Origin of the sequence: Actinoplanes sp. NPDC048967 (assembly GCF_040649415.1) — a bacterium.
Taxonomy (GTDB): Bacteria; Actinomycetota; Actinomycetes; order Mycobacteriales; family Micromonosporaceae; genus Actinoplanes.
In genome coordinates, this window is record NZ_JBEZFL010000008.1 from 327,833 (window position 1) to 341,436 (window position 13,604).

At 72.0% G+C, this 13,604-nt stretch carries 8 protein-coding genes; 5 read left to right on the forward strand and 3 right to left on the reverse strand.

Annotated features, from left to right (window positions below; all coding sequences use genetic code 11):
• Positions 1 to 23: 23 nt before the first annotated feature.
• Positions 24 to 2,411, reverse strand: coding sequence for a PEP/pyruvate-binding domain-containing protein (locus AB0C12_RS32315; protein ID WP_360553649.1), 2,388 nt, complete (start codon positions 2,409 to 2,411; stop codon positions 24 to 26).
• Between the two features lie 205 nt (positions 2,412 to 2,616).
• Between AB0C12_RS32315 and AB0C12_RS32320 the strand changes: the two genes are divergently transcribed.
• The 4 genes from AB0C12_RS32320 to AB0C12_RS32335 all read left to right on the forward strand — a co-directional run bounded on the left by AB0C12_RS32320 (position 2,617) and on the right by AB0C12_RS32335 (position 9,016).
• Positions 2,617 to 4,935 (forward strand): glycoside hydrolase family 9 protein, encoded by a 2,319-nt coding sequence (locus AB0C12_RS32320; protein WP_360553650.1) that lies wholly within the window; start codon positions 2,617 to 2,619, stop codon positions 4,933 to 4,935.
• A 41-nt stretch (positions 4,936 to 4,976) separates the two neighbouring features.
• On the forward strand, positions 4,977 to 7,430 hold the full coding sequence (locus AB0C12_RS32325) for a glycoside hydrolase family 3 N-terminal domain-containing protein (RefSeq protein WP_360553651.1): 2,454 nt from the start codon (positions 4,977 to 4,979) through the stop codon (positions 7,428 to 7,430).
• Positions 7,431 to 7,618: 188 nt separating this feature from the next.
• The gene (locus AB0C12_RS32330; protein ID WP_360553652.1) at positions 7,619 to 8,461 is read left to right on the forward strand and encodes a PHP domain-containing protein; all 843 of its coding nucleotides are present in this window, start codon (positions 7,619 to 7,621) and stop codon (positions 8,459 to 8,461) included.
• A 159-nt stretch (positions 8,462 to 8,620) separates the two neighbouring features.
• A complete protein-coding gene (locus AB0C12_RS32335) occupies positions 8,621 to 9,016 on the forward strand; it encodes a hypothetical protein (protein WP_360553653.1) in 396 nt (131 codons plus the stop codon).
• Between the two features lie 78 nt (positions 9,017 to 9,094).
• Here AB0C12_RS32335 and pepN read toward each other — a convergent pair whose 3' ends face one another.
• On the reverse strand, positions 9,095 to 11,545 hold the full coding sequence (gene pepN / locus AB0C12_RS32340; protein WP_360553654.1) for an aminopeptidase N: 2,451 nt from the start codon (positions 11,543 to 11,545) through the stop codon (positions 9,095 to 9,097).
• Between the two features lie 84 nt (positions 11,546 to 11,629).
• On the opposite strand from pepN, the gene AB0C12_RS32345 reads away from it, so the two are divergent.
• A complete protein-coding gene (locus tag AB0C12_RS32345) occupies positions 11,630 to 12,112 on the forward strand; it encodes a GrpB family protein (RefSeq protein ID WP_360553655.1) in 483 nt (160 codons plus the stop codon).
• On the opposite strand, the gene AB0C12_RS32350 is transcribed toward AB0C12_RS32345, so the two are convergent.
• Complete coding sequence (locus AB0C12_RS32350) at positions 12,096 to 13,523, reverse strand: amino acid permease (RefSeq protein ID WP_360553656.1); 1,428 nt, start codon at positions 13,521 to 13,523, stop codon at positions 12,096 to 12,098. The genes AB0C12_RS32345 and AB0C12_RS32350 overlap by 17 nt on opposite strands.
• Positions 13,524 to 13,604: the final 81 nt, after the last annotated feature.

Consider the following 13,604-nt stretch of genomic DNA (forward strand, 5'->3'; position numbering starts at 1 on the left):
CGGCTGAGCCGCTGAGAGGCCGCTCAGGTGACCTTGACGGGAGTGACGGTGCCGGTGGCGCCGTCCACCGTGATCAGCTGGCCGGTGGTGAGCCGCTCGGTGGCACCGGGGACCGAGATCACCGCGGGGATGCCGTACTCGCGGGCCACCGTCGGGCCGTGCGCCATGATCGCGCCGGTTTCCGTGACCAGCGCGGCGGCGGTCAGGAACAGCGGCGTCCAGCCGGGATCCGTGGTCGCCGCGACCAGGATGTCGCCGGGCTCGATGCGGGCGGCGGCCGGGTCACGGACGACCCGGGCCGGTCCGGTGACCCGGCCCGCCGAGGCGCCCACGCCCTGCAACGCGCCGTCCCGGGCGGGCGGCGCGGGCAGCACCGCCTCGACGTCGGTGCCGTCGGACAGCAGCGCGACCGGGACGGTCCGGCGCCGCGACTCGCGCTGGTGGACCAGCTTGCGGGCGGCGGCGACCTCGCGCAGGTCGGCGTCGGTACCGGCCTCGTCGAGGGTGACGAACATGATGTCGTCCGGCCGGTCGAGGCGGCCGGCGGCGGTCAGGTCGGCGCCGAGCAGCAGCAACTGCCGGCGCATCTCCCGCAGCGGGTACAGGCCGGCGAACTTGCCCGTCTCCCGCAGGCCGGCCAGCGAACGGGCCCGGCGCAGCAGGAAACCGGCGAGGCGGCCCCGCACCGGCCGGCGCCGGCGGGCCCGCGCGACGAGGTCGGTCAGGGCGGTCTCGGCGGTGGCGGCGGCCCGGGCGAACCGGCGGTCGGGGGCCTGTTCGGGGTCGGTCACCCGCAGACAGTTGGCGATCATGGCGAAGACCGGCGCCGGTTCCTCGGACCAGCGAGGGACGCCGAGGTCGACCTCCGCGACGCCGCGGTGGCCGTACCGGTCGAGGAACGCGGCCAGGCCGAGCTCCGGCAGCTCACCCGCCTGGTAGCGGGCGGCGAGTTCGGCCGGCGGCGTGCCGAGCAGGAGCTCGCGGTGCTGCCGGGCACCCTGGGCCAGCCGCCAGAGGGCGAGGTCCATCTCGATGGTGACGTTGTGCGGCATGCCGGCCAGGACGGCGTGGATCTCGTCCGCGGTCGCGATGTCCTTGAGCAGCCGCTGCGGCAGGGTGGCGGCCAGCATGCCGGCCACGATCGGCCAGGTGATGGCGTCGGCGCCGGCGCCCGAGCCGTTGTCGCGGAGGAAGCGCAACCGGTCAGCGGCGGTGTGCAGCTCCTCGGTGGGGACTGCGGCGAGCCGCAACTGCTCGACGGCCCGGCCCATCCGGGCGCGGGCAGCTTCGGGGCGGGCGAGGGCGCCGACGATGCCGGTGACCGCGCGGACGGCCGTACGCAGCGACGGGGTGGCGGCGCGGGGCGCGGCGCCCTTGCGCGGGGCGAACCGGGGATCGCCGAGGACGTACACCATGGCCGCCTGGGCGCGGGGGCCGAAGTCGACCGCCATGAGTTTGACCAGGCGTTTGCGGGCGGACGGGTGGCGGGCCTGGTCGGTGAGGTCGCCGTAGAGCCGCCCGCCGATGTCGACGATCTCCGCCCGGACGCCGAGGGCCGCGAGCATGCCGGCGATCTGGGCCTTGAGGGTGGACAGACCCATCGGCGTCACCGGCTGGAGCATGCCCTGCACGTGACCGAACTCGACGTACACCCGGGGCTCCGGGCCGGTCCGGGGCGGCAGCGGGAACAAGGTGGTGATCGGCCGTGACTGGAGCAGCCACAGCGCGCCGGAGCGGTCCACCGACCACTCCACGTCCTGCGGCCCGCCGGCCCGTGCCTGCAGCCGCTCCCCCACCGAGCGCAGACGCTCGAGCAGCGCGGGGGGCGCGCATCCGCCGGCCGCAGGCGTGGCCGGACCGAGCACGTAGTGGTCGACCGGGGCGGTGCCGTCGACCACTGTGGTGCCGGGACCGGGGGCGGCGTCGACCATCATCTCGGTGCGGTTCCCGGTCAGCGGGTTGGCGGTGAACAGCACGCCGGACACCTCGGCGTCGACCATCCGCTGCACGACCACCGCCATCCGGACCGTGTCCTGGGCGATGCCGTGGGCCTCGCGGTAGGCGACCGCCCGGACGCTGTGCAGCGACGCCCAGCACGCCTCGACCGCGGCCAGCAGGTCGTCGGCGCCGGTGACGCCGAGGATGGTGTCGTGCTGCCCGGCGAAGCTGGCGTCGGGCAGGTCCTCGGCGGTCGCGCTGGAGCGCACCGCCACCGGGCCCGTACCGAGCTTCTCGTACGCGGCCAGGATCTCGGCCGCCGGGACGACCCCGCGCCGGTGGGCCTCGGTCGTGACGCAGAAGCCGGGCGGCACCCGCTCGCCGTGCCGGATCAGCTCGGCCAGCCCGGCCGCCTTGCCGCCGACCAGCTCCTGCGTCCCGGCCCGCACCTCGGACAACGCGATCACGGACATCCCGCCCCCTGCTATCGCCATACGACTGCAACGGGACCACCATAGCCGTTTCGCAATACAACTGCAATGCAAAGAATGTGCCGCTCTGAAATCAGGGCTTCACACATCCGTCATCTGCGGGTTAAATCGAGGCACAGCGATATGGGAGCGCTCCCATACCCCGGACAGGAGCCCACCGTTGTCCCCCTCACGCCGTTATCTCCTCATGTCCTTCGTCGGCCTGCTGCTCGCCTCCGCCGGAATCGCGCTGGCCGCGCCCTCCGGCGCGGCCGCCGCCCCCACCTACAGCTACGGCGAGGCCCTGCAGAAGTCCCTGTTCTTCTACGAGGCCCAGGTCGCCGGGCGCAAACCGGCCTGGAACCGGGTCTCCTGGCGCGGCGACTCGGCCCTGCGCGACGGCTCGGACGTCGGCCTGGACCTGACCGGCGGCTGGTTCGACGCCGGTGACCACGTCAAGTTCGGCCTGCCGATGGCGTTCACCACCACCATGCTGGCCTGGGGCGCGGTGGAGAACCGCGACGCCTACGCCGCCTCCGGCCAGCTCACCCACCTGCTGAACAACCTGCGGGTGCCCAACGACTACTTCATCAAGGCCCACCCCGCCCCGAACGTGCTCTACGGGCAGGTCGGCAACGGCGACGCCGACCACAAGTGGTGGGGACCGGCCGAGGTGCTGCCGATGGCGCGGCCCGCGTACAAGATCGACGCCAGCTGCGGCGGCACGGAGCTGGCCGCGGAGACGGCGGCCGCCATGGCGGCCAGCTCGATGGTCTTCCGCGCGACCGATCCCGGGTACGCCGACACGCTGCTCACCCACGCCAAGCAGCTCTACACCTTCGCCGACACGGTCCGGAAGAACTACCACGAGTGCATCACCGACGCGACGTCGTACTACAAGTCCTGGAGCGGCTACGCCGACGAGCTGGTGTGGGGCGCGATCTGGCTGCACCGCGCCACCGGCGACGCCGCCTATCTGGCCAAGGCCGAGGCCGGGTACGACGCGCAGGGCAACGAGAACCAGACCAGCACCAAGATGTACAAGTGGACGATCTCCTGGGACAACAAGCAGTACGGCACCTACGTGCTGCTGGCCCAGCTGACCGGCAAGCAGAAGTACCTCGACGACGCCAACCGGTGGCTGGACTGGTTCACCGTCGGGGTCAACGGCGAGAAGGTCCGCACCTCCCCCGGCGGCATGGTCGTCGTGGACACCTGGGGCGCCCTGCGGTACGCCGCCAACACCGCCTTCGTCGCGCTCGTGCACAGCGACCACCTGGCCGACGCCGCCCGCAAGACGCGCTACCACGACTTCGCCGTCAAGCAGATCGACTATGCGCTGGGCGACAACCCGCGCAAGTCGAGTTACGTGATCGGCTTCGGGGCCAACTCGCCGAAGAACCCGCACCACCGCACCGCGCACGGGTCCTGGTGGGACAGCCAGACGGTGCCCGAGCAGACCCGGCACGTGCTCTACGGCGCGCTCGTGGGCGGGCCGTCGGCGCCGAACGACGCGTACACCGACAGCCGCGGCGACTACGTGATGAACGAGGTCGCCACCGACTACAACGCCGGCTTCACCTCGGCGGTGGCCCGGCTCTACGGCGAGTACGGCGGCCCGCCGGCGGTCAACTTCCCGCAGGCCGAGAAGCCGGACCTGGCGGAGCTGTCCGTCGAGACCACGGTGATGCAGAACGAGACCCGCTCGACCGGCGTCAAGGTGATCGTCTACAACAAGTCGGCCTTCCCGGCGCGCGCCCTGACCGCCGCGAAGTTCCGCTACTACTTCACCCGTGACGGGGACGCCGCGCTGACCGTCAGCACGCCGTACACCCAGGGGTGCCCGGGCCCGACCGGGGCCAAGCAGTATGCCGGCGACATCTGGTACGTCGAGGTGGACTGCACCGGCTACACCATCGCCCCGGCCGGGCAGTCGGCCCACCGGATGGAGGTGCAGCTCAAGATCGGTGTGGTCGAGGGCGGCACGTGGGACCCCACCGACGACCCGTCGTACCAGGCGGCCGCCGGCGCGAACACCGGCGTCCCGCTGTACGAGGGCTCCACGCGGGTCTGGGGCAACGAGCCCGGCACCGGGCCGGACCCGACCCCGTCGGCCACGCCGTCGGCCACCCCGTCGGCCACGCCGTCGGCCACCCCGTCGGCGACCCCGTCGGCCACGCCGTCGGTCACGCCCAGCACCGGGCCCAGCGCGCCGTGCCGGGTCGCCTACAGCACCACCGACTGGAGTGCCGGCTTCACGGCGAACGTCACCGTGACCAACACCGGCACCGCGCCGCTCAACGGCTGGTCGCTGACCTACGTCTACACCGCCGGACAGAAGATCACCCAGGCCTGGTCGGCCACCGCCACCCAGACCGGTACGCAGGTGACCGTCACCAACGCGAGCTGGAACGGCGCGGTGGCCGCGGGCGCTTCGGTGAGTTTCGGCATGAACGGCACCCACACCGGCGCCAACCCGAGGCCCACCGCCTTCGCCGTCAACGGTGCCGCCTGCACCGTCGGCTGAGCCCCCGTTCCCCCGCCTCCCACCAGCAGAGACAGGACCCCATGCGAACTGCCCTCCGCGCGGCCTTGTGTGCCGCGACCACCGTGACCGCCCTGACGGCGTTCGGGCCACCGCCCGCGTCCGCCGCGGTCCTGCCCTACCAGGACCCGGCCCTGCCGGTCGCGACCCGGGTGACCGACCTGCTCGCCCGGATGACCCTGGACGACAAGATCGGCCAGATGACCCAGGCCGAACGGGCTGTCATCAGCCCGGCCCAGCTCACCCAGTACCGGGTCGGCTCGGTGCTGTCCGGCGGCGGCTCCGGCCCGGCGCAGAACACCCCGGCGGCCTGGGCCGACATGTACGACAACCTGCAACGCGGCGCGCTGGCCACCCCGCTGCAGATCCCGATGATCTACGGCATCGACGCCGTGCACGGCAACAACAACGTGCTCGGCTCGACGATCTTCCCGCACAACATCGGCCTCGGCGCCACCCGCGACCCCGACCTGGCCGCGCGGATCGGCCGGGCCACCGCCGAGGAGGTCACCGGGGCCGGGCAGGACTGGACGTTCGCCCCGTGCGTGTGCGTGGCCCGCAACGACCGGTGGGGCCGCACGTACGAGTCGTTCGGCGAGAAGCCGGAGATCGCCACGGCGATGACCACCGTCATCGACGGGTTGCAGGGCACCGCCCTGAACGGCCCGGCGTCCGTGCTGGCCACGGCCAAGCACTACATCGGGGACGGCGGCACCACCGGCGGCACCGACCAGGGCAACACCCAGCTCACCGAGGCCGAACTGCGGGCCGTGCACCTGCCGCCGTTCGCCGCCGCGGTGAACCGGGGCGTCGGCTCGGTGATGATCTCGTTCAGCAGCTGGAACGGGACCAAGCTGCACGGCTCGAAGTACCTGATCACCGACCTGCTCAAGGGCGAGCTGGGCTTCACCGGCTTCACCGTCTCGGACTGGGCGGCCATCGACCAGATCGACGGCCAGGTCGGCTTCACCCAGGCCGAGGTGGCCGCCTCGATCAACGCCGGCCTCGACATGATCATGGTGCCGAACGACTGGCAGCAGTTCCTCGGCTACCTGCGCGCGGCGGTGCAGGCCGGGCAGATCCCGATGGCCCGCATCGACGACGCCAACCGGCGCATCCTGACCAAGAAGTTCGAGCTGGGACTCTTCGAGAAGCCGTACGCCGACCGCACGTACGCGTCCACGATCGGCAGTGCCGCCCACCGTGCGCTGGCCCGCGAGGCGGTGCGCAAGTCGCAGGTGCTGCTGAAGAACGCGGGCGGGGTCCTGCCGCTGGCCAAGTCCGGCGGCAAGATCTTCGTCGCCGGCAAGAGCGCCGACGACCTGGGCAACCAGGCCGGCGGCTGGACCACCACCTGGCAGGGCGCGAGCGGGTCGACCTACCCCGGCACGTCGATCCTGCAGGGCATCCGCAGCGCGGTGGGCAGCAACGCCACGGTGACCTACCAGCGCGACGGCACCGGCATCGACAACACGTACCGGGCGGCGATCGCCGTCGTGGGCGAGACCCCGTACGCCGAGGGTGAGGGCGACCGGGTCGGCTCGATGAGCCTGGACGCCACCGACCTGGCCACGCTGTCGCGGCTGCGGGCCACGGGCATACCGGTGATCGTGGTCCTGGTCTCGGGCCGCCCGCTCGACATCGCCACCGAGCTGCCGAACTGGAACGCCCTGGTGGCCGCCTGGCTGCCCGGCAGCGAGGGCGCCGGCGTGGCCGACGTCCTGTTCGGCGACTACGCGCCGACCGGCAAGCTCCCGATGACCTGGATGCAGTCGGCGAGCCAGCAACCGATCAACGACGGGGACGGCAAGACGCCGCTGTTCGCGTACGGCTACGGCCTGACCTACAGCAGCACCCCGGCCGACACGGCCGCGCCCAGCGTGCCCGGCACCCCGGCCGCGACCGCGGTGACCGCCACCGGCCTGACGCTGACGTGGCCGGCCTCGACCGACACCGGCGGCAGCGGCCTGGCCGGCTACGACGTCTACCGCGACGGCACCCTGATCGGCTCGCCCACCACGAACTCCTATACGGCGACCGGCCTGAGCGCGGCGACCCGCTACGAGTTCACGGTGGCGGCCCGGGACGCGGCGGGCAACCGCTCGGCCCGCTCGGCGGCGCTGGCGGTGACCACTTCGACCGGGGACACCCCTGCGGCCGGCAGCTGCAAGGTGGCGTACTCCACGAGCGACTGGAGCGCCGGCTTCACCGGGTCGGTCTCGGTGACCAACACGGGTACGGCGACGGTCAGCGCTTGGAGCCTGCAATGGTCGTACACCGCGGGCCAGGTGGTCACCCAGGGCTGGTCGGCCCGGGTGGCACAGGTGGGCACGGTGGTGACTGCCACGGGCGAGAGCTGGAGCCCGTCGCTGGCCCCGGGGGCGACGGTGACCTTCGGTTTCAACGCCAACCGCGGGTCCACCAACCCGCGCCCGGCGTCGTTCACCCTCAACGGCACGACGTGCACGGTCGTCTGAGGCGGTAGGCGCGCTTCCTCACCGCGGGGGCCGGTCGGGTCTGGACCCGGCCGGCCCACACGTGGTCGATCGCCGACGAACAGTGCTGCCACCTCCGGTGCCCGAAGCGACCGGCGCGGCGGGGTGTCAGCACGGGCAGGGCGCACCCACCCCGCGACGCCGGCACCATGATCGCTACCCTGGGTCGAGTGATTCAGCCCGCGGACGGCCACGTACACAGCGAATTCTCCTGGGACGCCCCTGCTGGTTCCATGGAACGGACCTGCGCCCGCGCGGTGCGGCTCGGTCTCCCGGCCGTCGCGTTCACCGAGCACGTCGACCACTCCCGGTGGACGGTCGACGAGGTCGTCCTCGAGCGCTCACCGGTGCGCCGCGAGCTGACCGGCCCCGACGGCGTGCTGGTCCCGCCCGAGCTGGACCAGGAGCGCTATCTCGCCTCGATCCAGCGGTGCCGCGAGACCTTCCCGTCGCTGCGCGTCATCAGCGGCGTCGAGCTGGGTGAACCCCACTGGAACGCCGTGCCGGTCGCCGAACTGCTCGGCACCGGCCGCTACGAACGGGTGCTCGGCTCGCTGCACGCCCTGCCCGTCGACGGCGACCTCGTCGAGGCGAACGCTCTCTACCGGCAGCGCCCGGCCGTTGAGGTGCTGCGGCTCTACCTGGCCGAGATCGCCGAGCTGATCGCCCGTACGGATGCTTTCGAGGTCCTCGCCCACCTGGATTATGCCGTCCGTGGCTGGCCGGCCGACGCCGGGCCGTTCGACCTGTACGCCTTCGAGGACGAGTTCCGGCACGCGCTGCGCACCCTCGCCGCCACGGACCGGACGCTGGAGGTCAACACCCGCATCCCGCTGGCCGCGGAGATCGTCCGCTGGTGGCGCGACGAGGGCGGCAAGGTGGTCACCTTCGGCAGCGACGCCCACGTTCCGGAAGCCGTCGGCACCGGCCTTTCCGCGGCGGTCGACATGGTCGAGGCACACGGTTTCCGGCCGGGCCGCCACCCGTACGACCGGTGGACCCACCCGGGGTGACCTGACAGCGGTGGGCGCCGGCCCTGCGTCGGTGGCCATCACGCCGGTGAGCTCCGTTGGTCGCGCTCCTCCATCTCGCATCGGCAGACACCCGAATGCGTCCATGAGACCAGAACGTCGGGGCGAGGAACGCGCCAGGACCATCGCTACTCTGCAGCGATGACAGGGATCGATGATGTCAGCGCGGGAGATCAGCTGGTCGACGGCATGAACCTGTCGATACGCCTGCGGCGGGACTTCACCGTCACCGATGCCGGCCGTCTCCTGGTCGCCGCCCGCCGGATGTACCAGGAGCTGAACCCGGGTACCAGTGCTGACGACGCCGAGGCGATGGTGTCGTGTGCCGCTGACGCCTTCTATGTCGTCCTCGAGCACGCGGGCCTGATCGGTGACGCGATCGCCGACCGGTTGACCACATACCGCGGTGACGGGCTGGACACAGGCGGCTGGCGGGCCGAGGTGGTGACGAACGATCCTTGGCCACTGTCCCCCGGGCTCTTGAACAACTGCGTGACTGGTGCCGAGGACGTCTTCGCCCTGCCTCCCGAACGATGACATCGACGAACCGGCTGCGGACTGGGATCGCCCCGGGCGCCGTGCCGGCCCGGGGCGACCCGCTGCTGTCAGCCGCCGTCAGCGGCTCCCGTTCGCCCGGGAACGCAGCATCCGGCGGACCAGGTCGGAGCGCTCCCGCAGCGTCTTGCCGACCACCGGAGCGACCCGCGTGGCCGCCTCCTCCGCCCGGTCGAGGAACGCCTCGTCGACTCCGAAGCGGGGGAACAGCCGGCCGGTGTAGGCCATCGCCAGGATCATGCCGCCCCGGTCCAGGCCGGGCAGCAGCTCCAGGTACTTCTCCGCGTACGGCGCCAGCAGTTCGTCCTGGCCGGGAACCCAGAACGCCGCGGCGACCGGGCCGAACGAGCCGACCGGCACGGAACGGTCGACGGCCAGCGTCTGCCACACCGCCGCCTTCTCGCCCGGGTCCGGGGCGGCGGCCCGTACGGCCAGGGCGCGCCGCTGCGCGTCCGGGTCCGGGTCGCGCTTGAGCAGGTCGTCGACCTCGCCGGCGGTCGGCGCGCCCAGTTCGGCCTTGCGCACCAGCGCGTGCCACCGCAGGTCCACGTCGTCACCGGCCTGCTCCTGCAGCCACGCCACGGCGTCCAGGTCGCCGGCCGACCGGGCGAACGCCCGCAGCGCCACCTGGCGGCGGCCGTCCTGTCCGGCCAGCTCGCGGCAGACGGCGGCGACCGCGGCGGTGAGCCCGGCCCGCTCGGCCTCCGGCGACCACATCTCCGCGATGGTGCCGGCCATCGTCAGATAGGGCTCGATCACCGCGTCCGACGTCTCCACGCGCAGCACGTCCAGCACGCAGTGCGCCGCGTCGCGGGCGGCGATCTCGCCCGCGATCAGCATGTCGTAGACCGTGGCCACCGCCACGCCACGCGAGACGGCGGTCGGCAGCGCGGGCGCCGCGGCCAGCAGCCCGGCGGTGTCACCGGCGGCCGGCCGGGTGGTCGCGAACGTCAGGTCGTCGTCGTTGGCCAGCAGGAAGTCGGCTCCGGCGGGCACTGTCACCGGCGTACGCGGACCTTGCACCTCGACCCGGACCAGCGCGGTGCGCTCCAGCCGGTCACCGTCGCGGCGGTACGCACCCACGCCCACCACCTGCGGTCGCGGGTCACCCGCGGGACCGCGGCCCACGAGCACCACGTCGTCGCCGTCCGTCTCCAGGGTGAGCCGGTCGGTCCCGGCCGTCTCCAGCCAGCCGCGGCGCCAGGCGTTCAGGTCACGCCCACCGGCCGCGCCCAGCGCGTCGATCAGGTCCTGCAGGGTGGTGTTGCCCCAGGCGTGCTGCGCGAAGTAGGCGGTCATGCCGGCGGCGAAGTTGTCCTCGCCGACGTAGGTCATGAGCTGCTGCAGAACCGAGGCACCTTTGGGATAGGTGATCGCGTCGAAGATCGACGCCGCCTGCGCGACGTCGCGGATCGGCAGGCTGATCGGGTGCGAGGTCGGGCCCTGGTCCGCGACGTACGCGGTGAGCTTCTCCGCCGCGAGATGCGCCGCCCAGGCATCCGTGTACGCCGTGGCGCTCACCGCGGCCCAGTGGCACGCGAACTCGGCGAACGCCTCGTTGAGCCAGAGGTCGTCCCACCAGCGCATGGTGACGATGTTGCCGAACCACATGTGCGCCATCTCGTGCAGCAGCACCCGGGCGAGCAGCCCCCGCTCGGCCGGCGTGGGCGTGCTGCGCCGCAGGAAGACGTCCGACCAGGTGACACAGCCGTAGTTCTCCATCGCCCCGCCGAACTCGGGCATGAACACCTGGTCGTAGGTGCGCTGCGGGAACGGCATCCCGAAGACCCGGCCGTAGAAGGCCAGGCCCTGACTGGTCAGCGTGAACATCTCGGCGGCATCGCGGTCCAGCACCGCGGCGAGCGATCGCCGGGTGAACAGGCCCAGGTCACGGCCGTCGACCTCGCGCCGGATCTCGTACAGCGGGCCGGCGTTGATGACGGTGTTGTAGGGCGAGAGCGCCGGGGTGTCGGGGAACGTCCAGATGCGGGCTTCGCCCACCTCCCGTACCCGGGCGTTGCCGGAGCCGGAGTTGCTGGTCACGGTCCAGCCGGCCGGGGCGGTGACGGTGAACGCGTGCGGCGCCTTGAGATCAGGCTGGTCGAAACACGCCCACACGTACCGGGCCTCGTCCGGCTCGAACGACATCCAGACGTACACCTCGCCGTCGGCCGGGTCGACGGCCTTGTGCACGCCCTCACCCTCGGTGGTGTCGGCCTGCACGCTTTCCACCCGCAGGACGTTGCGGGCGGCGAGCCCGTCCAGCTCGATCCGGCCGTCGGCGGCCGGACCGAGCGGCCGGTCGTTGAGCGTGGCGCCCACCACCTCGGCGGCACAGTCGACGAAGGTCCGGGCGCCGGGCTCCCGGCAGGTGAAGGTCACCGTGGACACGGACCGCACGTGCGGCCCGGTCGGCAGGTCGGTCAGGTCGACGGCGATGTCGTACCGGTCGACCGAGAGCAGGGCGGCGCGGGTCTCGGCCTCGGTCTGGGTCAGGCTGCGGGTCGGCAATGGTCCTCCTCCAGGATCCCCCCGATGGTAGGAGCACCCCGCCGCAACCTCCGCCCGTCAAGGGGGTACGGCAGGATCGGTGTGATGGAGATACCGGAATTGCGGCCGGCCGCCGAGGTCATCACTACGGCCCGCGCGATCCTCGCCCACGAGCAGGCCCGCCTGGCCGCTCTGCTGGGCGAGCACGAGCTGGCCCTGGTCGGCGGCAGTTCCGTACCCGGCGCCCTGACCAAGGGCGACGTGGACCTGCACCTGCGGGTGCCCGCGGCGGGGTTCGGCGCGGCCGTCGCCGCCCTGCGGGAGATCTATGTGGTGGTGCGTCCGGAGATCTGGCAGGAGTCGCTGGCGACGTTCGAGGTCCCGGGCGCGCCGTTGCCGACCGGCGTCGCGGTGACGCCGGTCGGCTCCGAGCACGACACCCGGTTCCGCCGCGGGTGGCAGTTGCTCGCGGCGGATCCCGCTCTGGTCGACGCCTACAACGCCATGAAGCTGCGGCACCGGGACCGCCCCGAGAAGTACGAGCAGCGCAAGTCCGCCTTCTTCGACATGTTCATGGACCCTCGGTGACCCGATCGTTGAGCCTGGAGTGCCGGCGGCTGTAGCCGAAGTAGACGATCAGGCCGATCACGAACCACACCGCGAAGCGCAACCAGGTGGTCGGGGTGAGGAAGGTGATCAGCCAGATGGAGAAGATCACGCCCAGCGCCGGGATCACCGGCATGCCGGGCAGCCGGAACGAGCGGGGCAGCTCCGGGCGCCGGTAGCGCAGCACGATCACCGCCACGCAGACCACGACGAAGGCCAGCAGGATGCCGATGTTGGTCAGCTCCGCCGCCTCCCGGATGGGCAGCAGCCCGGCAATGATCGCCGAGGCCACGCCGGCGATCCAGGTGACCCGGCTGGGCACCCGGCGCACCGGGTGCACCTTGGCGAACCAGGCCGGCAGCAGGCCGTCGCGGCTCATGGCGTACCAGACGCGGGTCACGCCGAGCATGAAGGTGAACATGACGGTGAGGATGCCGATGATCGCGCCGACCGCGATGACGTCGGCCAGCCCGGACAGCCCGACCGAGGCGAACGCGGAGGAGAAGCCGCTCTCCGGGTCGATCTCGCGGTAGTTCTGCATGCCGGTGAGCACCAGGGTGGCCAGCACGTACAGGACCATCGAGACGGCCAGTGAGTAGATGATCGCCTTGGGCAGGTGCTTCTTGGCGTCGCGGGACTCCTCGGCGGCCGTGCTCATCGCGTCGTAGCCGAAGACGGCGAAGAAGACGGTGGCGGCGCCGGTGATCGCGCCGCTGACGCCGAACGGGAAGAACGGGTGGTAGTTCTCGGACCTGACGTAGAAGAAGCCGACCACGACCACCAGCAGCACCACGACGATCTTGAGTGCGACCACGGCGGTCTCGAACCGGGCCGCCGCCTTGATGCCGCGGTTGAGCAGGAAGGCGATCAGCAGGCACAACACCATGGCGAACAGGTCCACCACGTGCCCGTCGCCGCTGCCGGGCGCACCCAGCATCCACGCGGGCAGGTCCACGCCGAGCTCGCCCATCAGGAACCCGAAGTAGCCGGAGATGCCGATCGCCACCACCGCCACGATCGCGATGTACTCCAGCAGCAGGTCCCAGCCGATGAACCAGCCGACGATCTCGCCGAGCACGACGTAGCCGTACGTGTAGGCCGAACCCGCCTTCGGGATCATGCCGGCGAACTCCGCGTAGGACAGCGCGGCGGCGGCGCTGGCGATGCCCGCTATCAGGAACGAGATCAGCACGGCGGGCCCGGCTGTCTCGTTGGCCACCGCGCCGGCCAGCGCGAAGATGCCGGCGCCGATGATGCCGCCGACCCCGATGGCGGTCAGCTGCCACAGTCCGAGCGTGCGGGACAGGCCGGTTTCTCCCTCGTCGGCGATCTCTTCGACCGGCTTGCGGCGGAAGATTCCCGATCCGCGGCCGAACTCCGGTGTCGCTGTCATGGCCACCTCCTCGTGGAGTACGCCACGGCGTCCCACCGATGGGCCGCCTCTAGAACCGGAGTACCACGCCGGCGATCAAAA

Coding starts and splice junctions, on each gene's coding strand:
- AB0C12_RS32315 (WP_360553649.1), bottom strand. CDS start 2,411: ATGTCCGTGATCGCGTTGTCCGAGGTGCGGGCCGGGACGCAGGAGCTG.
- AB0C12_RS32320 (WP_360553650.1), top strand. CDS start 2,617: ATGTCCTTCGTCGGCCTGCTGCTCGCCTCCGCCGGAATCGCGCTGGCC.
- AB0C12_RS32325 (WP_360553651.1), top strand. CDS start 4,977: ATGCGAACTGCCCTCCGCGCGGCCTTGTGTGCCGCGACCACCGTGACC.
- AB0C12_RS32335 (WP_360553653.1), top strand. CDS start 8,621: ATGACAGGGATCGATGATGTCAGCGCGGGAGATCAGCTGGTCGACGGC.
- AB0C12_RS32345 (WP_360553655.1), top strand. CDS start 11,630: ATGGAGATACCGGAATTGCGGCCGGCCGCCGAGGTCATCACTACGGCC.
- AB0C12_RS32350 (WP_360553656.1), bottom strand. CDS start 13,523: ATGACAGCGACACCGGAGTTCGGCCGCGGATCGGGAATCTTCCGCCGC.